The 25,502-nt window shown below is 50.2% G+C and carries 18 protein-coding genes, 1 rRNA gene, 1 pseudogene and 1 riboswitch; of the genes and pseudogenes, 11 read left to right on the top strand and 9 right to left on the bottom strand.

The genetic code is table 11. From position 1 onward, the window contains the following. The first annotated feature begins 84 nt into the window (after positions 1–84). The 9 genes from rrf to F452_RS0107280 all read left to right on the top strand — a co-directional run bounded on the left by rrf (position 85) and on the right by F452_RS0107280 (position 13,443). Positions 85–195: ribosomal RNA gene (rrf, locus tag F452_RS0107325) — 5S ribosomal RNA — on the top strand. A gap of 333 nt (positions 196–528) precedes the next feature. After that, positions 529–1,722, top strand: coding sequence for a saccharopine dehydrogenase family protein (locus F452_RS0107320; RefSeq protein ID WP_018965567.1), 1,194 nt, complete (start codon positions 529–531; stop codon positions 1,720–1,722). A gap of 31 nt (positions 1,723–1,753) precedes the next feature. Then, positions 1,754–2,266, top strand: a complete 513-nt coding sequence (locus tag F452_RS0107315; protein ID WP_018965566.1) for an isochorismatase family protein — start codon at positions 1,754–1,756, stop codon at positions 2,264–2,266. A 200-nt stretch (positions 2,267–2,466) separates the two neighbouring features. Continuing rightward, the gene (locus tag F452_RS0107310; RefSeq protein ID WP_018965565.1) at positions 2,467–3,801 is read left to right on the top strand and encodes a TolC family protein; all 1,335 of its coding nucleotides are present in this window, start codon (positions 2,467–2,469) and stop codon (positions 3,799–3,801) included. Positions 3,802–3,843: 42 nt separating this feature from the next. Next, the gene (locus F452_RS0107305; protein ID WP_018965564.1) at positions 3,844–5,097 is read left to right on the top strand and encodes an efflux RND transporter periplasmic adaptor subunit; all 1,254 of its coding nucleotides are present in this window, start codon (positions 3,844–3,846) and stop codon (positions 5,095–5,097) included. Between the two features lie 440 nt (positions 5,098–5,537). After that, complete coding sequence (locus F452_RS0107295; RefSeq protein ID WP_026292288.1) at positions 5,538–7,889, top strand: ABC transporter permease; 2,352 nt, start codon at positions 5,538–5,540, stop codon at positions 7,887–7,889. Positions 7,890–7,921: 32 nt separating this feature from the next. Then, positions 7,922–10,288: an ABC transporter permease gene (locus F452_RS0107290; RefSeq protein ID WP_018965561.1), complete on the top strand. Its 2,367-nt coding sequence runs from the start codon at positions 7,922–7,924 to the stop codon at positions 10,286–10,288. Between the two features lie 26 nt (positions 10,289–10,314). Next, complete coding sequence (locus F452_RS0107285; RefSeq protein WP_018965560.1) at positions 10,315–12,690, top strand: ABC transporter permease; 2,376 nt, start codon at positions 10,315–10,317, stop codon at positions 12,688–12,690. 93 nt (positions 12,691–12,783) lie between these two features. Further along, the gene (locus tag F452_RS0107280; RefSeq protein ID WP_004585231.1) at positions 12,784–13,443 is read left to right on the top strand and encodes an ABC transporter ATP-binding protein; all 660 of its coding nucleotides are present in this window, start codon (positions 12,784–12,786) and stop codon (positions 13,441–13,443) included. A gap of 347 nt (positions 13,444–13,790) precedes the next feature. On the opposite strand, the gene F452_RS0107275 is transcribed toward F452_RS0107280, so the two are convergent. From F452_RS0107275 to F452_RS12830, 9 genes and pseudogenes are all read right to left on the bottom strand, one after another. Then, positions 13,791–14,969, bottom strand: coding sequence for a hypothetical protein (locus tag F452_RS0107275; RefSeq protein WP_018965559.1), 1,179 nt, complete (start codon positions 14,967–14,969; stop codon positions 13,791–13,793). Positions 14,970–15,301: 332 nt separating this feature from the next. Next, entirely contained in the window at positions 15,302–16,840 is a 1,539-nt protein-coding gene (locus F452_RS0107265; protein ID WP_018965557.1) for a PAS domain-containing protein, read from the bottom strand. A 119-nt stretch (positions 16,841–16,959) separates the two neighbouring features. Next, positions 16,960–17,118 carry a DUF1661 domain-containing protein gene (locus F452_RS12080; protein WP_234231716.1) on the bottom strand — a complete coding sequence of 53 codons (159 nt, stop codon included), beginning with the start codon at positions 17,116–17,118 and terminating at the stop codon, positions 16,960–16,962. 205 nt (positions 17,119–17,323) lie between these two features. After that, positions 17,324–18,679 carry an aldehyde dehydrogenase family protein gene (locus tag F452_RS0107250; protein ID WP_018965555.1) on the bottom strand — a complete coding sequence of 452 codons (1,356 nt, stop codon included), beginning with the start codon at positions 18,677–18,679 and terminating at the stop codon, positions 17,324–17,326. Between the two features lie 196 nt (positions 18,680–18,875). Next, positions 18,876–19,991, bottom strand: coding sequence for a 4-hydroxybutyrate dehydrogenase (locus F452_RS0107240; protein WP_018965553.1), 1,116 nt, complete (start codon positions 19,989–19,991; stop codon positions 18,876–18,878). Positions 19,992–20,040: 49 nt separating this feature from the next. Continuing rightward, entirely contained in the window at positions 20,041–21,336 is a 1,296-nt protein-coding gene (locus tag F452_RS0107235; protein WP_018965552.1) for an acetyl-CoA hydrolase/transferase family protein, read from the bottom strand. A gap of 5 nt (positions 21,337–21,341) precedes the next feature. Next, a complete protein-coding gene (locus F452_RS0107230; RefSeq protein ID WP_026292287.1) occupies positions 21,342–21,626 on the bottom strand; it encodes a NifU family protein in 285 nt (94 codons plus the stop codon). Positions 21,627–21,698: 72 nt separating this feature from the next. Further along, complete coding sequence (locus tag F452_RS0107225) at positions 21,699–23,159, bottom strand: 4-hydroxyphenylacetate 3-hydroxylase family protein (RefSeq protein ID WP_018965550.1); 1,461 nt, start codon at positions 23,157–23,159, stop codon at positions 21,699–21,701. Positions 23,160–23,460: 301 nt separating this feature from the next. Then, positions 23,461–23,663: riboswitch (cobalamin riboswitch) on the bottom strand. A gap of 348 nt (positions 23,664–24,011) precedes the next feature. Further along, positions 24,012–24,104: pseudogene (locus F452_RS12830) on the bottom strand (DUF1661 domain-containing protein); the annotation flags it as partial. Positions 24,105–24,120: 16 nt separating this feature from the next. On the opposite strand from F452_RS12830, the gene F452_RS13375 reads away from it, so the two are divergent. Beyond that, the gene (locus F452_RS13375) at positions 24,121–24,186 is read left to right on the top strand and encodes a hypothetical protein (protein ID WP_394331897.1); all 66 of its coding nucleotides are present in this window, start codon (positions 24,121–24,123) and stop codon (positions 24,184–24,186) included. A 333-nt stretch (positions 24,187–24,519) separates the two neighbouring features. After that, on the top strand, positions 24,520–25,473 hold the full coding sequence (locus F452_RS0107220; RefSeq protein WP_018965549.1) for a D-2-hydroxyacid dehydrogenase: 954 nt from the start codon (positions 24,520–24,522) through the stop codon (positions 25,471–25,473). Positions 25,474–25,502: the final 29 nt, after the last annotated feature.

Genomic DNA, 25,502 nt, shown 5'->3' with positions numbered 1-25,502 from the left:
TATAGGTTTGCTTGGATAAAGCGCTTTACAAGATGATTTTATTTCTTAGTCTTTCGATATGTCGATTGCCTTTTTTAGAGGTATTCAGGTGGTTATAACGTTGGGGATCCACCTCTTCCCATTCCGAACAGAGAAGTTAAGCCCAACGGTGCCGATGGTACTGCGTAATAGTGGGAGAGTAGGACGCCGCCGTTTTTTAAGAAGAAGAGGGGTATTATTTCCCCGAGTCAAGGAGAGAGTCTCTAACATACAGAGACTCTCTCCTTTTTTGGTTCCCTGTTTTCGACTGATTAGGTCCTTATCTCTTTCTCATCACTTCCTTATTAATATCCATTCCCCATCCCTGCCTCTCCCCACCGCCCCCGCCAAGGAAGCATGAAACTAAGGAGGAAGGGCAAAAGACCAAGTGAATACTGCTTTTTAGTGCGTTTGGAGAGTCGGGGTGGGATTTTTTTGCCGATTTGTTGGTCTGTTCTCTTTATCTTTGCGCTACAGGCGAATAATAATCATACAAAGAATCATAGAAAAATGGGTAAAGTCCTCATTATCGGGGCCGGCGGTGTAGGTACCGTTGTGGCCAAGAAGGTGGCTATGAACACCGATGTATTCACGGAGATCATGTTAGCCAGCCGCACGAAAAGCAAGTGCGACAAGATTGCGTCCGAAATCAAAAACGTCCGGATCCAAACCGCTCAGGTCGATGCCGACAATGTGGAAGAACTGGTGGCTCTATTCGAGAGTTTCAAACCGGAATTGGTGATCAACGTGGCACTTCCCTATCAGGATCTGACGATCATGGATGCCTGCCTGCTCTGTGGGGTGAACTATCTCGATACGGCCAACTACGAGCCTCTCGACGAAGCCAAGTATGAATACAGCTGGCAGTGGGCTTATCAGGATCGTTTTCGCGAGGCCGGCCTGACTGCTATCCTCGGCTGCGGCTTCGATCCGGGTGTGACGAGTGTATATACGGCTTATGCGGCCAAGCATCATTTCGATGAGATTCATTATCTCGATATTGTGGACTGCAACGGTGGCGATCACCACAAAGCTTTTGCCACGAACTTCAATCCCGAAATCAACATTCGCGAGATCACTCAGAAGGGTAAGTACTGGGAGAACGGCCGTTGGATAGAGACCGAACCGCAGGAAATACACAAGACGCTGACCTATCCGAATATCGGTGAGCGCGAGTCCTATCTGCTCTATCATGAGGAGCTGGAATCACTCGTGAAGAATTTCCCGACGATCAAGCGCGCCCGTTTTTGGATGACGTTCGGACAGGAATATCTGACTCATCTTCGCGTGATGCAGAATATCGGTATGACGCGTATCGACCCGATCATGTACAACGGCGTGGAGATCGTCCCCATCCAATTCCTCAAAGCCGTGCTGCCCAACCCCGGAGACCTCGGCGAGAACTATACGGGCGAGACGAGTATCGGCTGCCGCATCCGCGGTATCCGCGATGGCAAGGAGCGTACCTATTATATATGGAACAACTGTAGCCACGAAACCGCCTACAAAGAAACGGGAACGCAGGGCGTAAGCTATACGACGGGCGTTCCTGCCACGGTGGGAGCCATGATGTTCATGAAGGGTATCTGGCGCAAGCCCGGTGTCTTCAACGTGGAGGAGTTCGATCCCGATCCATTCCTCGAAGAGGTGGCCAAGCAGGGACTGCCTTGGCACGAGAAGCACGACATCGACTTGGAACTCTAACCCCCGTAAGGAAGAAGAAAGACATAGAGCTATGGTACTCTTGATCGTGGATCCGCAGGTGGATTTCGTAAGCGGTTCGTTGGCCGTCAAAGGCGCACCGAAAGCCATGAAGGCTTTGGCCGAATATATGGCTGCACATCGGAAGGAGATAAAGTCCATCGTCGTGACGATGGATCAGCATCCGGCCGATCATTGCAGCTTCGTGGCACAGGGCGGACAGTGGCCGCCGCATTGTGTCCGTTATACGGTGGGTGCCGCTATCGAACCATGCATTGCGGAGGCTCTGGCTGCTTGTTCGGCAGAGGGTATCCCTGTCGAAATGATAGAGAAGGCTACTACGCAAGAGCGCGATGCTTACAGTGCCTTCGAGACGGAAGTGCCCGATTCGTTGCGCTCGGCCGAACGCATAGTCGTGGCCGGAATAGCGGGCGATTACTGCGTGCGTCAGAGCGTGCTCGATCTGGAGCGTCATGGTCTCGGTGAGCGGATCGAACTTCTCAAGGAGGGAATCGCCTATATAGCCGAAGAGGAGAACCGGCCGTAAAACGCTTTCCTGCTCTTTCTCCCTCGCGGAAGAAGCCTTTCCTTTCAGGATATACTGTCCAATAATTAGACGCCGATGTCTAATTATTGGACAGTTCCTTTTTAGGGGTAATGGCGTAAAGCGTTTGTTTACAGTGCTGTATGGAGTTTGGCACGGCGTTTGAAACTATTCTTGTATAGAAAACATCATACCGGAATAATATGCGTTTCCAACATTATCTCATTTGTACGGCTGCCGTAGCGGCTTTGGCGACGAATTCCCTTACGGGCCAATCGAACATGACCCTCGAAGAGTGCGTAGACTATGCACGCCGGCACAGTTCGGCCGTGGCTCTGTCCGTTGCAGAGCTGGAGCAGTCCAAGGCCGATTATCTTCAGGCCGTCGGCAGTTTTCTGCCCCGTGTGTCGGCCGGAACCGCTGCTTCGTGGAACTTCGGACGCGGATTGGATGCCGAGACGAATACCTACACCGACATCAACAGCTTCAACAATTCGTACAGCATACATGCCACGATGACCCTCTTCGACGGTTTGCAGAGTGTCTATCGGTTGCGGATGGCGCGTGCACGCCGGGAGTCGTCGCGCCTCTCCGTTCGCGAGCAGCAGGAGCTGGCAGCCCTCGGAACCACGGAGGCCTACTACGACCTCGTCTATGCGCGCCGAATGCAGGAGCTGGCCATGCAGAAGTACGAGGAGAGCAGCCGCCTCCACCGGCAGACGGCTCGGATGGAAGAGCTGGGGATGAAAAGCCGTCCCGATGTCCTCGAGATGCAGTCGCGAATGGCCGGCGATCGTTTGGCTCTGACCCGGGCGGACAATCAGTGCATCATCGCTCTGATCCGACTCAAAGAGAAAATGAACTTCCCCATCGAAGACGAACTCATCGTAGACGATATGCCGGCTGACAGCCTCTCTGCCGACATGGCCCAATCGGACAGCTCGGCCGGCGTCTTCGCCCGTGCTGCCCATCATCATCCCGTCCTCCTCCGTGCCAGACTCGACGAGCAGGCTGCCACTGACCGTTTGCGAGCCGCGCGAGGTGCATTCCTGCCGAGTGTGTCGGTATCCGGAGGATGGAACACGGGATTCTCACGCTTTTTGAACGGATCGGACTATACGCCCTTCAGCGAGCAGTTTCGCAATCGTCGGGGGGAATACGTCAGTCTGAATCTGAGTATCCCCATCTTTTCGGGCTTCAGCCTCGTGAGCCATCTGCGTCAGGCGCGTGCCGAGCGCAGGGCGGCAATCGTCCGACGGGGCGAAGCGGAGCGCAAGCTCTACAGCGAGATCGCCGAGGCCATGGCCGACCGGGATGCCGCTCTGGCTTCCTACCGTCAGGCAGAGGAGCATACCGATGCCATGCAAGCTGCTTACGAAGCCGTCTTACAGCGTTATGAGGAGGGGCTGAATACGGCCATCGACCTGACCACTCAGGCCAATCGGCTCCTCGATGCCCGTGTGCAGCGACTGAGAGCGGCCATGACCTACCGGCTCAAATGCAGGCTCATAGCCTACTACGGCTGCCTTTCGGACTAAAACATTTCTTTTCTCCCGTTCGTATCAAATCATACCATCATCATGGATAGAAAAATAGAAAAAAAGAAGACGCTCATCCCCCGTAAATATTATCCCTATGCAGGGGGAGCGATAGTAATACTCGCCTTGGCGGCATGGGCCGTATTCGGCAATCACAGCACCAAGTTCAGAGCCGAACGCGCTCGGATCAGCATCGACAGCGTGCGCCGGGGCGAGTTCAACGACTATGTCCGCATCAACGGTCAGGTGCAGCCCATCAACTCCATTCAGATCAGTGCCGTAGAGGGCGGAATGGTGGCGGAGAAAGCCGTGGAGGAGGGTGCCATGGTGCACAAGGGGGACATCATCGTGAGGCTGACCAATCCGATGCTGAACCTGAATATCCTCGACAGCGAAGCGCAGCTTGCCGAGAAGCAGAACTTCCTGCGCAATACGCAGGTGACCATGGAGCAGGACAGGCTCAACCTGAAACGCGAGAGCCTCAACCTCCGATTGGATATAGAGCGCAAAAAGCGGAAAGCCGAGCAGTACGCCCGGCTCTATAAGGAAAAACTCTGTTCGCGCGAGGAGTATCTGCAAGCCGGCGAGGACTACCAATATGCCGTGGAAGGCAGCAAGCTCGTCATGGAACGGCAGCGACAGGACTCGCTCTACAGGGGGATACAGGTGCGTCAGATGGAGGAGAGCCTGCACAATATGCGCCGCAATCTGGAGATGGTGCGTGCCCGTGTGGAAGATCTGAACGTGAAGGCACCGGCCGACGGTCAGCTGGGACTTTTGGACGTGGAGATCGGGCAGACGGTAGGAGCCGGCAGCCGCATCGGACAGATCAACGTCCTGTCCGACTACAAGGTGGAGGCTATGATAGACGAGCACTATATCGATCGGGTCAAAGCCGGTCTGGCCGCTTCGTTCGAACGACAGGGTAGGGACTTCTCCCTTCGTGTCCGGAAGGTGTACCCCGAGGTTCGGGACAAGCAGTTCCGTACCGACTTCGTATTCGACGGAGAGCGACCCGACAATATCCGCACAGGCCAGACCTACTACATCAATCTGCGTCTCGGACAGCCGTCCGAAGCCATCATGATCCCACGTGGAGCCTTTTATCAGAATACCGGTGGCCGATGGATATTCGTCGTTACGCCCGATGGCAAGCGAGCCGTTCGCCGGGACATCACGATCGCCCGTCAGAATCCGCAGTATTATGAAGTTACCTCCGGTCTGCATGCCGGCGAGATGGTTATCACCTCTTCGTATGATATGTTCGGCGATGCGGAAGAAATTATCCTGAATTGACCTATCTACAGACTCCGTGTAAAAGAGAAACGATATGACTCTTATTCCTTTTCCTCTATTAAAGAATCGAATCATGCAAATCTGTCTTATAAATTCATTTTTGCAGGATTGTAAAGAAGAATTTCCAAGCCGAAATTCATGGTTACAAGCTTGCAGCATACAATTTCGTCGGAAAAATCGCTTGTTGCAAGCTTGCAACATGAAATTTTGGGAGAAAAATTACTTGCTGCAAGTTGCAGAAAGCTTTTTCGGTCGAAAAATTACTCACTGCAAGCTTGCGACTATAAATTTCGGAAGCAAAATTTGTCGCTGCAAGCATGTATCAGCATTTTCTGCTACAAAAATCGCTATTTGCAAACTTGAATCAAAAGGATATTAGTCATAAGGTTAATTTTTCCTTCGAGAATACAACCATCATTCCATCATTCGTCATCATTATCATGCGTACTTACTTCAAATTCCTTAGCAGAAACAAACTCTACACCTTCGTTACTATCGTAGGCTTTGCCCTCTCGCTCATGTTCGTCTTGCTACTTAGCTTCTATGTGCAGCGCGAACAGCAAGCCGATCGTATTCATACCGATTACAAACGTATCTATCAGTACAATGTCGAGAGCAAGGATAGCTGGAGCGGATTTATCTGTTGCTATCCTGCCGGAACGCTCATTCGCGAGCAGGTACCCGATGTGGAAGAGATATGCCGCATCAGCGAATACAACGACAAGGAATACATCTTTATCGGTGCCGATAAGCAAAACGGGTTGATTGCCTCCCATCTTTCGGTCGAATCCAATTTCTTTACTTTCTTCGACGGCTACAAAATCCTTGAGGGTGATCCCAAAACCGTCCTTTCCGAGCAGAACAGTGCCGTTATTTCCTCCGCGTTGGCGGCCCGTATCTTCGGCAACATGTCTCCCATCGGGCAGGAGATTTCTTTTTTCGATTTTTCCAAAGACAAGCAGACCTTTCGGATCACGGGCATCATGGAGCCGATGCCGGATAACTGCCATATCAGACCGGCCGAACTCCTTTTCTATCAGGAGCCCAAAGAAAGCAACTACAACAACGGCAACTATATCCTCTATCTCAAAGCTCGCGAAGGAGCCGACCTCACGGCACAACTGCCTGCCGTGCAGAAAGCCGTCCAAGGCAAAGATGTCATATTCGCTTTCGACGAGAAGGCCGAGGTGAAGCTCCATCCGCTGGAAAAATGCTATCCGGAGCCGCTATTCCCCAAGGAATACGCCCTAATGGTGCAAAAAGGAAATCCCGCCCGCACGCGCATACTCATTGCCATCACCCTTTTGGTCCTGATCATTGCCATCATCAGCTATATCAATCTGACCCTCGCACAGGCAGGCAGCCGCGGCAATGAGGTCGCCCTCAGAAGGCTCTGGGGGAGTAGCCGTCTCGCCATCGTACGCCGCCTCTGGTTCGAGTCGCTTCTGCTCATCTTCCTGAGCACGCTGCTGGCCGTATTCGGCATGTTCGCACTCGAACCCGTATTCGATCGCCTGTTCGATACGCATCTCTATCTGGCACGGCATATTTCGCCCGCGCTCATCCTGCTGCTGATCGGCTTCATGCTCCTGCTGAGCATCGTGTGCGCAGCCCTGCCCGCATGGTTCATATCGCGGTTTCGTCCGATCGAGGTGGTCAGCGGCAAGTTTCGCCGTGTGGTCAAGAGCAGCTTCTCGCAGATTATGGTTATTTCCCAGTATGCCATTACGATGATCCTGCTGGGCTGTACCATGGTGATGGCCGTGCAGATCGACTATATGACCAACTCCGACATGGGCTACGATTACAGGAACAAACTGATCGTAGACGTTTTCAGACTGGATCCGCAGATCGTCAATACGATGAAAACCGAAATGGCCAAAATCCCCGGCATAACGGGTATAGGTCTCACCCATGGCACTCCGCTGAACGAAGGCAACAACAACACCTCCGAATACCGTGGCAAACCTCTCTCCATGCAGATTTTCTCCATGGACTCCGTGGCACTGAGCCTGTTCGACCTGAAGATGAAGCCCAACGGCCGCAAGACCGACAAGCCCTATAGCACCCTCTATCTCAGCCGATCCGCCTACAACGACTTCGATGTGGCCAATCTGCCGGACGGTGTCATTCATTGGGGCAAAGCCGGCGAGTTCCACTATTGCGGCGATGCTCCTGAACTTCATTTCGGAGGATTCAAAGAACCACAACCGAGCTATCTCTTCATCCCTTATCCCAAGACATCCGCCTGGTCGTGGTCCGTACTGGTCGGCTATTCCGAGGGGGCCGATCCGGAGCAGTTGATCCGAAGCATACAGGCCGTTTACTCCCGTGTTACGGGGCAGCCCTATACCGAAATCCTGCGTTCGGAAGACATCATAGCCTCGCACAGTAAGGAGGAACGTTCGCTCAGCGGTTTTCTTCTCCTCTTCAGCATTCTGGCACTGGTCGGCACGGTGATGAGCGTCTTTGCCATGGCAGCCCTGCGCATCCGTCACAAGCAAAAAGAAATAGCCATCCGCAAGGTGGTCGGAGCGCGCGAAGTGCAGATATTGCAGATTATCGGCCGCCGCAGCCTGTGGAATCTGCTCATCGCCTTCGCCGTGGCCACTCCCGTCATCTATCTGGTCATGAACCGCTGGCTGCAAGGCTATACCTATCATGCCGATATGCCTTGGTGGGTATTCCCCGCATCGCTTCTCTTCGTCTCCGCAGTAGCCATGCTCTCCATGCTCAGCATGGCCATGAACGCTGCATCGAGCAACCCCGTGGACTACCTCAAAAACGAATAAAAACAGCAGCATCAAAAACGATTGTCGTCACTATGCGTACTTACTTCAAATTCCTCAGCCGCAACAAACTCTACACCTTCGTCACCGTATTCGGTTTCTCCGTATCTCTGATGTTTGTCATCATATTAGGCATATACATCCGGAACGAAATGTCCGTGGATCGCTTCCACTCGAAGGCCGACCGCATCTACATGCTCTGCTCGGAGCAAGGTGCCAACTGGTCTAATCTGGCTCCCCCGTATATACAGAGCATCCTGCCCGACATCGAATCTTATTGTCGTGTGGCAAACAGGGATGTATACGTCCAAATGCCCTCCGGAGAGAGACTGAAAACCCCCATTCTGCTGGCGGACAGCACCTTTTTCACCCTCTTCGATTTCCGTCTCACGAATGGCATCCCCTCGCAAGTGCTCAACGACCGGAAGTCAGCCGTCATCTCTCGGGATTTTGCTCGCAAGCTCTTCGCCGATCAGGATCCCGTGGGTCAATCCGTATTTCTCTACAATTTTCCTCATACGATCACGGGCGTAATGGAGGGAATCTCGTCCAACAGCCAGTTCAAAAAGGTGGATATTGTGGTCAATTACCATTTTCTGTCCGATTTGAGTGGCGAGAATGCCTTCCGCTGGGGTAATTGCAGTTTTATGGCCTACTATCTGCTCAAAGCCGGAACCGACCTTGAGAGCAAAGCCCGAATCCTCGAAGAAACATTCAAGAAGGAGGCGTTTATGTGGCTCTATCATCAGGGTTTCCACAAAGAAGTACACTTCGTCTCTCTGCCGGATTGCTACTTCGATAGCAGGGTCGTGGAAGCCAATCTGGAGAATCGCGCGAACAATATGACCAAAGTGAAAGTGCTGACGGGTATCGTCCTGCTCATCCTCGTTATCGCCGTGCTCAATTATGTCAATATGACTGTCGCACAGGCCGGTTTCAGGGGCAAGGAATCCGCCATTCGCCGTCTGCTCGGCGGAAGCCGTTCGGGAGTCATCCGCAAGCTCCTGTTGGAGTCTCTGGTCATGACCCTGCTCACATTCATCACAGGTCTGCTGTTGGCCTTTACCTTCGAGCCGTTTTTCAATCGCGTGCTGGAGACGACCCTCGACCTCAAACATCAGTTTACTCCCTCCACCGTCATTGCCATAGCCCTCTTCGTCGTGCTGCTATCCTTCCTGTCGGGTATTCTGCCGGCTTGGATCATCTCCCGTTTCAAACCGATAGAAGTGGTCAAAGGGACACTCCGCTACCGCATCAAAAGCACTTACTCCAAGGTGCTGATCATCTTCCAATATACCATTGCCGTCGCTCTGCTGGTATGCAGCTTGTTCATGATCCGTCAGACGCATTACCTCATTCATTCCGACTTGGGATTCCGCACGCGTGGCGTGCTCTGGATGTCCAATACGGCGGATTCCGTTCCGAAGGGAATGCTTCGTGCCGAATTGGAGAAGATCCCCGGCGTGGAGAAAGTATCATATGCATGCGGCAATCCTATCCGGTATGTCAATAATATGTCGTTCACCAAAAACGGAGTGAACGTGAGCACTTGGGAAATGGTGGTGGACTCCGTCTTCTTCGATTTCTTCGAGATCAGTCCGATACCGCTGACGGACGAGCCGGTGGAGACCTTTTTCGACAGGGAAAAGATGCGTGCCGCCCGAATTATTCCCGAATGGGGCAATATGAAGATGTTCAACGCCGTCCAACCCGATCCCGAGACCGGCATATTTACCCAGGGCGATGACGATAACGACGAGGTGAAGTATCGTATGGTGGGACGTATCCCCGACCTGAAATACAAACCCCTCAACATGGAACAGTCTCCCCTGCAGATACGTCCTCTCTATGCTCGCGAACAACCATGGGTAACGCTCGTAAGGGCCTCGGACGAGGCAGACAAATCTGCCGTCCTTGCTGCCGTGAGCGACACTTATAAGCGAGTGACCGGAGCCGAGGACATAGAACCCCTCTGGGCGGAAGACATCATTCTGGACCGGTACAAGTCGCAGACCAATCTGTCGCAGCTCATTTCCGCCTTTGCCCTGCTCACCGTCCTCATTATGGTGATGGGCGTCTTCGCCATGAGCCTCTATATGATCAAGCAGAAAGAGAAAGAGATCGCCCTTAGAAAGGTCAATGGTGCCACGGTAGCTACCATACTGGCCATGCTCAACATCCAGTCGCTCCGCCGTTTCGGTATAGCTCTGCTCATAGCTCTGCCTGTATCGTGGTGGGCCATGGATCGCTGGCTCCAGACATTCGCTTTCCACATCAGGCTGGACTGGTGGGTATTTGTCGTTGCAGCCCTCATCGTCTTGCTGCTATCGCTCGTGAGCACATCGCTTCAGAGCTGGCGGGCAGCCTGCGCCAACCCCGTGGACTATCTCAAAAACGAATAACAACCTTAAACGATATATAGCACATCATGTTACCTCTCAGACTTGCTGCTCGCCGCCTCTTCCGACAGGGCGAACACAGCATCAGCAAACTCCTGACGCTTACGCTCGGACTTTCCGTCAGCGTGCTCCTGCTTTCTATCGTCATCTATCAGCGAAGCTACGAACGGGATTTCCCCCATCATGATCGCATCTGCATCGTCAAGACGCATGGCACGCGCCAAAGTCAGGAGGGGGGTAAGCCGGAAGAACTCGACTTCCCTCAGGTCAGCGGAGGTGTTGCCCCTGCCATTCAGGAGGAAATACCGGGTGTGGAACTGGCTACCCGAACGACTCTGTATGGCACCTCGAAGATGGTACTCGAAGACAACAAAACCTACGAGACAAAGACGCTGCTGGCCGAACCGGCTTTCCTCGACATGTTCGGGGTGGAACTCATCACCGGCGTCCGGGATAGTGCCTTGCGCGACAATATGACCTGTCTCATCTCCGAGAGTATGGCCCGGAAGATGGGGGGCGATGTCTTGGGCAAACGGCTGAGACCGGCAGAAAGCAAATCGGGCCGAGCCATCACGATCGGAGGAGTATTCGAGGATCTGCCACACAACAGCAGTATCCAAGCCGATATGCTCCTGCCCATTACGTGGATGCCGGCCGAGAGCCTGAACAACTGGATCGGCAACGACCGCTACATAGCCTACGTTCGCCTGCGTCCCGGCGTGTCGCCGGAGAGTCTTGACGGAGCTCTCCTTGAGATGCAAAAGCGGCATCAGGATATGGAAGTCTTCCGCAAAGCAGGAGTGGAATTGCACTATTCCCTCACGCCCTTCAACCGCTTGCGTCTGGAAGATCCTACCTTGGTCAATATGCTGCAAATACAGCAGATCGTGGCCATAGCAGTGCTGCTTATTTCGCTGCTGAACTACGTGCTCATGACCCTTGCCTCCATGGTCAATCGCCGGCGCGCAGCTGCCATTCGCAAGTGTTACGGAGCCATGCCCGTGCAGATACAGGGCACGATGATCTGGGAGACCTTCCTCTATCTCCTCCTCTCTCTCGTGCTGGCCGTCCTGACCCTTGTACTCTTCCGCAAACCGATGGAGGCTCTGATCGAGACTCCGCTGCTGCATCTGATCTCGTGGCGCGTAGCCGCAGCCTTGGCCGGAGTATTGGCCGTGGCCACTTTCTTCATGGGATGGATCCCCGGCTACTCCCTGTCCCGTACTCCGGTGATGAATATCTTTCGCAAGTCGGTGGCACACAATCGGCTCTGGAAGCTGGGGCTGCTGGCTGTGGAATTCGTGGCAGCCACTTTCCTCTTCGGCCTTTTGGCTGTCACCGGTCTGCAATACCGGCACATGGTAGGGCAGGATGCCGGGTACAAAGCCTCCGGCCTGTATTATGTCCCCATCGAGTCGCTGGATCAGCAGCAACTCCCCGTCGTGATCGAAAAGCTCAAGGCACTGCCCGAAGTGGAGGGCTATACGCTGACGACCGCCTTGCCGGCTTCTTCCGGCCAGAGTGGAGATAACCTCATCGACCCCGTTACGGATCGTGAACTGATCAATGTGGCCGACCTCTTCTACGTGGACGAACACTATCTGAATGTCTATGGCATCAAGCTGCTCGAAGGGAAAAACTTCGACACCGCCACCGAAAAGGACAGAGAGATCATGCTCAGTAAGAAAGCGGCTGCGGAATTGGCTCGGCTGATGAATTGGAAAGACGGTGTCATCGGCAAGAATATCATCCTGACATCCTTCGGCCGTGTGGTGATTCGCGGTGTGTACGACGATCTCATGCTCCGCCGTCAGCACCTGAGCCCTTACCCCGAAAAGCTGCCTTCCGCCATCGTCTATGGGGACGGTTGGCTGCATTATCTGACGATCCGCCTTCGCCATGACGATGCCGAGCTCCTCCATCGCGTGAATGGCATCCTCTCCGAAGCCGATCCCTACAAGGAGACTTCTTTCCTCAGTGTGGAGATGGAGCTTCTCAGTCGCTTCGAGGCGGCCAAGACCTTCCGCAATACAATCCTCTTCGGCAGTGTCGTGGCTATCCTGATCGCTCTGATCGGACTGGTCGGTTATGTGAATACGGAGGTCAATCGCCGCCGCAAGGAGCTGGCCATCCGCAAGATCAATGGAGCCGGAGAGGGCGACATCTTGCGTCTCTTCCTCCGCTCCATTTCCCGACTCAGTGTGCCGAGTGTGCTTGCCGGACTTTTCGTCGCTTATCTCTTCGGCCGGAACTGGCTGGAGAAGTTCAGCTATCGAATCGAATTGAACGGCTGGATTTTCCTCCTTGTAGGCCTGTTCGTCCTCCTGATTATTGCATTAGCCGTAGTCATCAACCTCCGGCGCATAGCTCGCCGCAACCCTGTCAATGAACTCCGATACGAATAAATACGGCGGCAATCCGGCAAATGGCGGATTCGTGTCCAAGGCCTTGTCCGGCTTGTCGCTTTTCCTTTCACCAAATAAAAACCAGTAAAAACAATGATCGAAATCAGCAACCTCACCAAGGTTTTCAGAACAGAAGAGATAGAGACGGTAGCCCTCGATGGCGTATCGCTCAAAGTGGACAAAGGCGAATTTATCGCCATCATGGGGCCTTCGGGATGTGGTAAGTCCACCCTGCTCAATATCCTCGGCCTTCTCGACAATCCCACCTCCGGCATCTACAAGCTCGACGGGGCAGAAGTGGGCAACCTCCGGGAGAAAGACCGAACTGCTGTCCGTAAGGGCAATATCGGCTTCGTATTCCAGAGCTTCAACCTCATCGAGGAGATGACCGTAAGCGAGAATGTGGAGCTGCCGCTCGTCTATCTGGGCGTGAAAGCCTCCGAGCGGAAAGAGCGAGTGGAGGAGGCACTGCGCAAGATGAGCATCAGCCACCGAGCCGGCCACTTCCCCAATCAGCTCTCCGGAGGACAGCAGCAGCGCGTGGCTATCGCCCGTGCCGTGGTAGCCAATCCGAAGCTCATCCTCGCCGACGAACCTACCGGTAACCTCGACTCCAAAAACGGAGCCGATGTCATGGAACTGCTCAGAGGTCTCAATCGCGAAGGTGCCACCATCGTCATGGTGACGCACTCCGAGCATGATGCACGCAGTGCCGGCCGCATCATCAATCTATTCGACGGTAAGATTCGCTAAGCCTCGGCTCCCTTTCGTCGGTCACTGCTCCCGATGTCTCCGTTCGAATGGATTATAAGATCGCACGAACCCCTCCTGAAGTAAAGCATTGAGGAACCCCTAAGGAATCTCTGTTGGGACCCCTTAGGGGTCTTGGTTGGGATCCCTTAGGGGTCTTGGTAGGGATCCCTTAGGGGTCTTGGTAGGGATCCCTTAGGGGTCTTGGTAGGGACTCCTTAGGGTTCTTGGTGGAGACTCCTTAGGGATCTGGAATACCGGTATATCCGACCGTCTCCCCATTCATACAAAGGAGGTGTGCCATGATTATTGACACACCTCCTCTTCTCGTTTATTATCTTTTGATGGATTTATCGTTTTACAAATCGGAATACACCCATTTGGTTATATCTTCCTACATATACACCGGCAGGGAGCCGATCAAGGGCTATACCTCCCTTGCGATAAATGGTTTGCAACATCTTCATACCGCTGATGCTGAAGATCTCGATGATACTGCCTTCGGCCAAGTCCGGTAGGTAGAGGTGATTTTGTTTGATATAGAAGTTCACCGGCATGGGGGTTACTCCTTCTATAGACGTAGGCGTGCCTTTGTAGCTATAGTCGTAGTCTCCCACGTGTTGAATCTCATCTTGGCCCATCGGCATTTGCCACCACTCTTCTTTTTCGATGGCATAGGGGGAAACCTCCCAGGCAAAGTAGTAGGGGGTGAGGGAGTCCTCGAAGTTGAGCGGAAGGAATACCTGATCGTTCTTCAGATCGCTATGGTAGTGGTAGATATACCTAAGCTGAGGTTCATTGCTGGTAGCACCCAGGAAAGTGGTATAAGTCTTGAGGTTGTCTTGCTCGTCGTAGGTGTATTCGGCACGTTGTACCTGAGACGGCTCCGTCGCAAATTGATCGTAGTGTTGGGTAATCACCTTCACCAATTTGTCCTGTTGCCAAATGTAGGTAAGGCGAGCACTGAGATAGATGTCAGCTTCGGGATTGTTGGAGCCAAAAGGTACTGTGTAGAATTCACGCTTTTCCAAGCGCCCATTTAGCCAGTGGTAGAAGTCTTTGCTCAGGAGGTCGAATCCTCCGGGGGTATTCCAGCTCGAGAGATAGGTATTCACCTGCTTGATCGTACCATCTTCGTTGTAGGTCCACTCGAGTTTGCCACCCAAAGAGAAGCTGCCATCGAAGTTGTTGTAGTTCAGGCGCTTGATCAGTTGGTCATTCTCGTTGTAGGTGTATTCCAGGTAGTATGTGTGTTTCCATACGTTGTTCAGCTTCTGGTAGCCATCTTCCCGAACACAGTTGCCCTGCCCGTCGTACTTATAGAGGCGGTAGTGCTCGAAGTCACCCGTTTGATCTTTTTGCCATACGTACATGGAGTCGAGTCGGCCTTGTTCGGTGTAGAAATACTTGTTGGTGTCCCAGCCGGCGAAAGTGCGTTCGGAGAGTTCGAACTTTTGGGGTGCTTGTCCGAAGCAAACGATGCCGGAGAGCAAGAAAAAGAGAACGGAGAGAATAGTCTTGCGATTCATAATTATTAAGTGTTTAATGTGATTTATTGAGAGGTAAAGATAGAATATATCGGATAATTGCAAAGCGGTATCCGTCTGTGCACAGGGCAACCGCATCAAAATGTAAGTGCCTGATTATCAATCATAGTTTTGAGTGCATTCTTTATCTTTGAGTATAATCTCCGAAATGCAATCATTTGAAAATTAGCAACTTGTATTTTCTCGAGATTTTTGATGTGGTTGCCCTGGTCTGTGCACATTCTTCCCTGAGAAATAGAGGCATAAATAGAAAACGAGGAGGCTGTGCCCAAAAGGAATTTTGACACAGCCCCCCTACACAGTTTCTATTCCGTTTAGTCGGGCTTATTATAAGACGCTATGAGCGATCCCAGTTTGTCGATCAGCGTATCCAATGGAATGTCGGCGCGTTCGCTCATCATTCTAATCGTGGCAACAGGAAGGATTACCTTGGCCATCGGAGAACGAAGTAGCGTGAACTTGGAGCTGATAGTCGGCAAATCATCTATCAGCCGGGGATAACGCTGCAAGAGATTCTTCAGCTTCGTGTCCGGCCGAATACCATCTGCTTCGGCAGTATCGGATTCGCTTTCTTTTGACTCTTGTGCCGGACTTTGCTCTTCGTCCCAAGTAAGCAGTGTGCGCGAGCCTTCGAGGCTACGGATTCGTGTGCAGTCCTGCATCATTTCCATCACACCGCGGAAACGCCCGTCGGCGTCTCTGATGGCCACATAGACAATGTAGATGAAGACTCCGGGCTTATTGATCCAGAATTCTGCGCGATCCTGTTCGCCACGTCGGAACTTATCGATTATCTCCTCTACGATATGAACGCTCTTGGGCGGATGGCAGTTACGTACTTCTCGGCCGATCACGCCCTTGCTTCTGGGGAATACTCTGTGCTTTGTGTCCGTATAGAAACAAACCAGCTCGTTTTCGTCCACGAACGAAATATCCACAGGGAGATGACGGAAAAGCAGATTGATCTGCTCCAAAGTCAGCTTTCCTTCGGCTACATCCAGTATCGCCTTGTCGTCTTGTCCGCCTGTCCCCATACCATGTTTGGCAAGTAAGGCTCCCAGTTCTGCCATAAATGATTGGCCGTGGGCTTCTTTTGATTGCTTGGCCGGTGCATCTAATTCCGGCATGTCGATAAGGAAGAAGCCTATTTCCCGATCGCCATGTTTCATTGCTTCGAACTCTTTGTCGGAAATGAGCTTCAGAGAGGTTGGATAAAGGATAAGCTCTTCTTTTTCCATCAGGTCACGCAGAACGATAGCCATCTCTTTGTATGCTGCAGGGAAGGAGTCGTAGTCTTTTTCGCGCAGTAGGCTCATGGCTTTGTTCATCTCGTCGCGGATATGATCGTCATAAGTCCACATCGTAGTGGAGGGGCGGTCGAATCCTTTCTGCTCCAGTGTTGAATAGAGTTGGTTTTGTTTGCGAGCAAAGTGTAGCTTATATCCCATAAGCGTCTCCATCAGTTCTATCCATGGATTGGGGATAAAAGTGCGCTCCAGTAGGGCATCCGCCTGATCGAGTAGTTCTTTGGCCTTATCGTTTTCGCGCAGATAGGCATCGATGGGGTGTCCGAAAGGTAAGTCGGGACGAATGGGATTTATCAGGCCTTCGAACAGCTGTAGCATTGTCCGTACGTCTTCGTTTTGGCATTCGTCCTGATCACGTTCTTTGAAGAGTTGCTCTGCTGCGGCAAACTCTTCGGGCGAGATGGAACCCACTTCTTTTTTCATACGCTCCTTGGCCTCTTCAAGTGTCAGATGACCTTCGCGATGAGCCTCTTTGATGTCGAGCATACGCTCCAACTTACTTTTGTCGAGGCTGTCAAAAGTTTCATTTGTTTTTATGACCTGCATGTTTTTTGAGCAATTAGTGATGAATAACAACCTCCTCGCAGCTTATCAAAAGCTTATTGTGGAGGCATATCCACTTTCGTAAATATAACAATCTCAGAATATATATTTGTTCTGGTTTTTCATCGAGGAAAAAAGTGCATATGCTCATTACGCCTCAAGCAGGATACGAGCCTGAAATGCTCCGATTGTGGTTTGTGTTTTGTGAAAAACAGGCGCGAGATTTTTTTCGTTTTGGTTTCACTTTTTTTCTTTTCCCACGCCAAAAGCAAAAAGTTCACGTGCCACACTTTTAGGTGTCATAAACCCGAAAATTTAGGCGTGTGAACCCAATCGGATAGGGATGATACATCCTATGGCTGAATCGGAAGTGAATATGGTGCAAAAAAAGAGGGACAGTGCACGAATTTGGCACTGTCCCTCGAAAAGAGAAGATTAAGATTCCTTCTCTATCGGGTTATTAAGCCTCGAAAGAAGGAAATTTAATTAGAGTTCCCAGATTTCTTTGTCATTGGGGATGTGAATGCTTGAATTCAGCGGTGCGATGCGTGAAATGTTGAGGAGGTGCTTGTAAGTGAAGTTCTCGGAGATAGAGTTATTACCCCATGATCCGCATCCGAGCGTATTGGTTACGGCAAGACCGTTTTGGATGTGACCACCTGCTGTAGTGGCACTCGGAGCATTCACTACGATACGAGATACCGTCAGCTCCGATCCTGCGAGGATGATGTGTGCCTGATTGTTGGAGTGGATAGCGCAGGTGTGGCCGTTACCTTCGTTGGCAAGGTTCGTACGTGCGATTTCTACACCTTCTTCGAAGTGCTTGTAGCTGAGAGCGCACATTACGGGACACATCTTTTCCTTACAGATAACGTCTTCTGCTCCTACACCGCGAGCTTCAACGACGAGAATACGGGTACCTTCGGGGATATTGATGTTTGCTTTCTTGGCAATGAAGTCAACGCTCTGACCTACTACATCTTTCGCGATGGATCCATTTTCGAAGATAGCCGTACGAACTCGATCTCCTTCGGCTTCGTCACAGAAATATGCACCGTGGTTGCGGAATGCGGTGAAAACAGCTTCCTTGTCCGCTTCGTTGTAGATGATGCTCTGTTCGCCTGAGCAGATGATACCGTTGTCGAAAGCACGACCGGTGATGATTTTTTCTGCAGCAACTTCGAAATCAATGTTGCTATCCACGATCACCTGGACGTTACCGGCTCCAACGCCGAAAGAAGGCTTTCCTGAAGAATATGCGGACTTTACCATGCCCATACCACCCGTAGCAACTACTACGTCTACGGCACCCATGAGTTCCTGCGTCTTCTCGATGCTGGGTTCTTCGATGATCTGAACCATGCCTTCCGGTACATTGAACGGAGCGATAGCTTCTTTGATCAGACGAACTGCGTGTGCAGAGCATTTTTTAGATCTGGGGTGGGGAGCAATAATGATGGCATTGCAAGTCTTGAGAGCAAAGATGATGTTACTCATCGGGGTAACGATCGGGTTGGTCGTCGGCGTTACAGCTCCTACAACTCCGATAGGCTTTGCGATTTCAATCATTCCGGTATGCTCGTCTATATTGAGGATACCAACCGATTTTTTATTGTGGAGGTTGTACCAAACACCTTTGGACTTGCCTTGATTCTTGGCCACTTTGTGTTCGTAAACGCCCATACCGGTTTCGTCTACTGCTTCGCGAGCCAGAATAGCTGCATTTTCATAGATAACTTTTGCTGCAGCTCGGCAAATATTGTCAACTGCTTCTTGGTTATGAGTAGCTTGATACTCCTTCTGAGCCTTGCGGGCAAGGCTCACCATTTCTTTGATTTCCATTGGAAAAATTTTTATTGATGTGGTTTTTGATTAGTCTTCTGTAGCCCTTGGCCAAGAATATAATAGCCGTATATCTTTTGGCTTCAGGCAGATTTTGGGGTGATAGCAGACCTGTATCGGCCGGTCTTGCTATCACCCTCGATTTGCGGCTTTTTCTCGGTTTTTGTCTTTATTCGAAAAAAGAACCTTTATGTGTTTAGTAGAGTCTTCTGTAGATACCTTCGATCTCGTCTACAGTAAGCTCTACATAGTTGTTGGCGAGCAATCTTTGCTGTGTCTGAAGCACTGATTCGGCAAAGCCTCTTACCTCTTCATCCTTCATGCCGTATTCGCGCAAAGGTTTCTTGGAAAGAAGGCATCCGAGAAGTTCGTCCAACTTCGGATACACGTATTCGGGCTGGCAGTTCAATATCTTGGAGAGCTTCCAGTTGAGTTCGACTATATGGCCGAAAGGATTCTTCTTTTGGTATACTTTGAATACTTCCGTGAAGAACTGATAGTTAGCTTCTCCATGCGGTACGTGATAGTTGCCTCCCAACGGGTAGGATAGTGCGTGGACGGCTCCTACTCCTGCATTTCCGAAGGCTACACCAGCATAGTTGCTGGCCATGATCATTTCTCCCAGCTTTTCGAAGCGGTATTCAGGGCCGTGTTCGGCGATTTTCTTGAATACTTCCAAGATAATATCCCAAGCAGCCTCACTGAAAAGGCGTGAATATGGACCGGCTTTAGGAGATACATATGACTCGATGGCATGGATAAGAGCATCGATTGCACTGCATGCATAGAAGTGGAAAGGCAAGCTCTTCAGTAGTTCAGGTATGATAATGGCATGGTCTGCAACAATGGCATCGTCTGCCAATCCCATTTTGGTGTGACGGCTTTTGATTTCTGCGATAGAAATGTTCGTCACCTCGCTACCTGTTCCGCATGTCGTGGGTACAATGATCAGTTCTTTCTCTTTGATAAGAGGTATTTTGCGGTCGAATGCATCGAGTACATCATTTAATCCTTTCAGAACGAAAAGTTTAGAGATGTCAATAACCGTACCCCCTCCGATACCGATTACACGGTCGAACTGGATATCACGGATGTCTGCCAAGATGTTGTTCATCATTTCGTCAGAAGGCTCGCCTTGCCCGTATTTCTCCTGCATAACGAAATGGCAGGGGAGCTGGCATGCCTTCATATACGGTTCATAGATGAACTCGTTGGTAATTACCAAGTCGCGTTCTCCAAGGTTGAATTCCTTGGCAAATTCTGCAAAAGTGTCAAAGTGATGTGTTACACTCTTGAGTTTGAAAAGTTGCATAATAGTATTATTGAGTTTTTGTAATAATCCTAAGCTTTTTCCTCTCGTCTTATCCGAAACGTTTGTGGAAATGTTCCATCAGCTCTTCCCTGAAGTCCGGATGAGCCACGGAGATAAGAGCTTCTGCTCGCTGGCGCAAACTCCGTCCTTTGAGTTGTGCTATACCGTATTCGGTTACAACATAATCGACTTCATTACGGAGAGTGGTTACCGCAGCACCCTCAGTAATCAGTGGTACAATTCGAGAAGCGGTACCGTTTTTGGCCGTTGAGGGAATTGCCATGATGCTTTTCCCGTTTTTAGACCATGCTGCTCCACGAACATAGTCTACTTGACCTCCCGTTCCGCTGAATTGCTTGCTTCCTATGCATTCGGACACGACTTGTCCCATAAGATCGATTTCAATACAGCTATTGATACTAACCATATTGTCGTTTTGGGCAATTACTCGGGGGTCGTTGACGTAATCTACGGGATAAAGTTCTACGTCGGGATTCTTGTCGATGAAATGATACACATCTTCACTTCCCATTAAGAAGGTTGCGACCATCTTTCCGGGGTGGAGTGTCTTTTTCTTCCCTGTGATTACTCCACTGCGTACCAATTCGACAACACCGTCCGAGAACATCTCGGTATGGATTCCCAGATCTTTTTTGTCCTTGAGAAACAACAAAGCTGCATCGGGAATGGCTCCGATGCCGAGTTGGAGTGTGGCACCATCTTCGATGAGCTTGGCGCAATTGCGACCGATGGCTTCTTCCACTTCTCCGATTTTCGGCTTTGCCAGAGGATAGATCGGGTAGTCTGCCATCACGATGTAATCCAACTTCGATACATGAATCAAGTTGTCGCCGTGTACATATGGCATTTGACGGTTGATTTCCCCTATAACTAAATGAGCGCTTTCTGCTGCCGGTTTGGTATAATCGCAGGATACTCCGAAGCTGCAGTAACCATTCTCGTCAGGCATGGAAAGCTGAACGATGGCGACATCTATGTGGAGGATGTCTTTGCGAATCATCGATGGCACTTCATAAAAGAATGCCGGAATGAAGTCGGCTCGGTTTTCCTCTACTGCCTTACGAGAGTTGCCACCCACAAAATTGGTTATGTGGCGGAAATGAGGTGCCATTTCAGGTGCCATGTATTTCCCTTCGCCTAGACAAAGCATATGATAAATCTCGACATTCCGGAAATGGTCGGCTTGTTGTACCAGTGCATTTACACAACTCTGAGGAACTCCGGCAGCATGTGACAAAGCTACCCGTTCTCCATTTTTAATATGTTTAACGGCTTCTTCGGCCGAAACAATTCGGGAGGCATATTCCGCCAATACGTCTTTCATAAAAGCTATTTGGGTTTTCTCAAAATATTCTTGGCTTGTTCCAGCAAATCATCGCTGACACTATTTTCGAGAATGACATCGATGTTGTCATCCTTGAAGTATTCGCGTATCATGGCTTGAACGATTTTTTCTACTGTCTCATTTGCTGCCGGACAGAATCGGCATGCTCCGGAAAACCGTATGAAAACGGTATTGTCCTTGATTTGAGATAAAGATAAGTCGCCCCCGTGACTGCGCAGTAGCGGACTGATCCGCTCGCGCAGTACGAGTTCGACTATTTCTTCTGTCATTGTATCCGGTTTCACGGCTGCGTTATAATCCGTCTTCTAAATACATCAAACAGATAAGTAAACGAGAGCCGATTACTTGTCGAGTGATTCGTCGATATGAGCAATTGCTCGTGCAAGTTTTTTCTTGCCCTCGAGGTCTCCCTGACGAGCGATCATAATCCTCTGAGCTTGAGGTGATCCGGCTCCGTGCATAGACTCGGTTCGATAACCGACGGCAGCTGTTCCCAACGTGATATTCTCAATCAAACGCAGAACACGCATGCGGTTTTCTGTCGATTTGCCCGTTGCACCTGCAAGATATTTCTTTACGATCGGGCCTATTTCCGGATGGCGGAAGTCTTGTTCGGAAGGCATGGTTACCATCAAACCTCCTGCAATATCCTCTGCCAGACGAGCTATTTCGTAAGGAAGACGGGTGATATTTTGCTTACAAACATTGGCTAGCAACAAATCGATCATATAGTTGCCGGCTTTCATTTGAGTTCCTTCTGAAGAGCATGCGATACCGCAAGCATACAGGGTTTCATTCAGGTGGATCATCTCAATGAGTTTATCCTTAATGTGAGATGCCTTGGGTACTCCGTTGTAGTCAGCTGCAAGAGCGGCTGCACCGATAAGTACGTCACCAACACCTACTTTACATCCTCCATAAGACTGACGGTGGTATCCTGCGAAACGTTCTACCATCATACCTGCAAACTGGTATTCTTTGCACATGAATACGCGGTCGTTGGGTACGAATACGCGGTCGAATACAACAAGAGCTTCGTGACCACCGAATTCAGGGTTACCGAGGTCGATGTCGGCTCCTTCTTCCATTTTACGAGTGTCACATGACTGGCGACCGTAGATCATGATAACGCCTTCTGCATCACTGGGAACGGCAAAAGAAACGGCATAATCAGCATCAGCTTCACGCATAGCAATCGTCGGCATAATGAGGTGCTCGTGCGAATTGACTGCTCCGGTCTGGTGTGCTTTTGCACCCGAAACGACGATCCCATCTTCACGAACTTCAACAATGTGCAGATAAAGATCCGGATCGGCTTGTTCCGAGGGCGATAGACCGCGATCCCCTTTGGGGTCTGTCATGGCTCCGTCTACAACCAAGTCGTTGTCTTGTACATATTTCATGTACTCGATGAAACGCTTGTGATAAGTGGTGCCAAGAGCTTGGTCCATTTCATAAGTAGTAGAATAGATGGCATTGAAAGCATCCATTCCTACGCAGCGCTGGAAGCATGACGCTGTCTTTTGCCCCAAGAGACGCTGCATTTTCACTTTGTTTTTCAGATCCTCTGTGTTCTGATGTAGATGGCAGAAACGATTCACCTGCTTACCAGTCAAGTTTGAAGTTGCTGTCATTAAATGCTTGTATTCGTCCATCTCAGCAAGCTTATAAGTCATAGCTACTGAATTCATTGAGGGACGAATCATGGGGTGATCTACAGGATTATTGATCTTTTCACCCATGAAATACACCTTCAGATTAAGTTTCCGAAGACTTTCTACGTACTGTTCGCTAGTCATCATAGTTTCTTTGCTCTTTAAGTGATAAAACTTTCGCTTTATTTCTGTTTTAGTCGATTCTAATGCGTTTCAGGCTCCTCGAGGAAAAGTTTTGGATTCCTTGTATAGCCATGAGCTGGGTTCTTTTGGTGGTTTACAGGTGATAGAGCGGTTAAAAGAGGATACGTCCGGTGCTTGAATAGACTTTGATATGCCGAAAAAACACGAAAAAAGTCGAAAAGAATCAATATCCTTCGACAATTCACGTGAATACAACAATCAAATGTAACACAGACCCTTCTTTATCTCTAATCCCTGAGATCCAAAGAGAACGCTTGCAATGGCAGGTCTTCTGACTTATTCAAGGTTTTGCTGCCTTCCCATACGATCTTGTATAGTGGCTTTCCCATCGCAAAACCCTTATATCTGAACTTACAGCTGAGGGCACAGCTCCAGATTTTCACTGGATTCCCTTTTCATCCTAGACCAGAAAGACCGGCCTAGAAAACCATTGACACGGCAAAGATATTCATTATATCTATACTTGTGCGGAAAATTGAAGAAAAAAATATGGATTTCATGGAGGGTCTCTTTCATGCACACCGTAAGGGTCTGTTTTTCTTCCTGTTTTAGGCCAAGTTACAGGTTGGGAAGAGATTATTTGTGGAATGGAACCTGTTCGGAAAGAAGGGGGTAATGCTTAGAGCTTGACCTTCACTGTGAACTACGAGTATGTTTGCTTTCTTTCCTTGTATGCTGCTGCTTGTGTTTTGATTTGGACGGAGTAAAAGTGGGGGCGTTTTGGGGTTTTCTTGTCGTTGAATGTTCTTGGTTAGCCTTTTCCTAATCTCAAAAATCAATCTCTACATTATGCGCTCATGGCAATACGAACCGAAAATGCTCCAATTCCGGTCTGTGTTTCCTGCAATAGTGGCGCGAGATTTTTTTCGTTCCGGCGCGTAAAATTTTTACTTCCCGCGCCGTAGTGAAAAAGTTTACGCGCCACGTTTTTCAGAGCGAGGAAATAGAAATTTGTATGAAAAGCGCGTGAAAATGCTTAATGTGAATTTTTTCAGTCACTTGTGAATACAAGACTGGAGATACGCGATCGTCATGAAAAATGCCGACAATAATAAGGTTGGAAAAGTCCTCTATAAGGTATTTCAGCGTGAATTTGACATTGAGATAACGATGAATATTGCCTCCCCCGTAAGCACTTGACACAGGAATGTGCAAAATGTGCAATCTAATATTCAGTTTTGTAATGGGCGACAAATTTTCTCTTTTGGAATAAGACTTACTCTACTACACACCGGGCATTATATATTAGATAGCACAAACAACCGAAAGCACTATGCTGTTTCATTCTTAAAAGGATATACCGATGAAGATAGTGATAGCAGACAGCTATGCAGCCCTACCCGGAGATTTGGATTGGAGCGGTATCGAAGAAATGGGCGAATGCGTGTTTTACGAATACACCCGTCCGGAGGATTTGGCTCTGCGTGCTGCCGATGCTGAAATACTGCTGACCAACAAGACACCTGTAACTGCGGCCGACATGGAAAGGATGCCCCACCTACGTTGCATCGGACTGATGATTACAGGCCTTAATCTTATAGATATGGATGCTGCTCGCCGGCGTGGTATCACCATAACGAACATCCCCCGCTATAGCACAGAATCAGTAGCCCAGATGGCGATCTCGCATCTGCTGCACATAGCCATGCCGATCGGAGGACTATCCCGACAGGTGAAAGATGGTCGCTGGCAGAACGATTACGAACAAATCGCTCGCGATACTTATCAGATAGAACTGAACGGGCTGACGATGGCTATCGTGGGACTTGGGGCAATAGGTACGCGTGTAGCGGAAATGGCACGTGGATTCGGCATGAAGATATTGGCACATACATCCAAATCCCCAATGGAGTTGCCTTCTTATATAGAAAAGGCCGATAGTATGGAGGAGCTTTTCTCGCGGGCTGATGTGCTGAGTTTGCACTGCCCCCTGACACAGCAAACCCATAAGATAGTGTCGGCTGATCGGCTCGCACTGATGAAGCCGACAGCTATCCTGCTGAATATGTCCCGAGGAGGTCTGATCGATGAAGAAGCATTAGCCTCTGCCCTAAATGAAGGACGGCTCTATGCTGCAGGATTGGATGTCCTTGCGGAAGAACCTCCGCGCATGGATCATCCTTTGCTCAAGGCACGTAATTGTCACATCACGCCACATATGGGTTGGAATACGGATGCAGCTCGCCTGCGCCTTTCAAAAACGATCAAGGACAATCTTCAAGCTTTCATTTCGGGTCAGCCTGTCAATGTCGTTTGAGAACGCAATCCATCAAAGTGATTCTTCTC

Source organism: Porphyromonas gulae DSM 15663, assembly GCF_000378065.1.
GTDB lineage: Bacteria > Bacteroidota > Bacteroidia > Bacteroidales > Porphyromonadaceae > Porphyromonas > Porphyromonas gulae.
The sequence above is the reverse complement of the archived record's forward strand: the minus strand, read 5'-3'. Positions and strand labels throughout refer to the sequence as shown.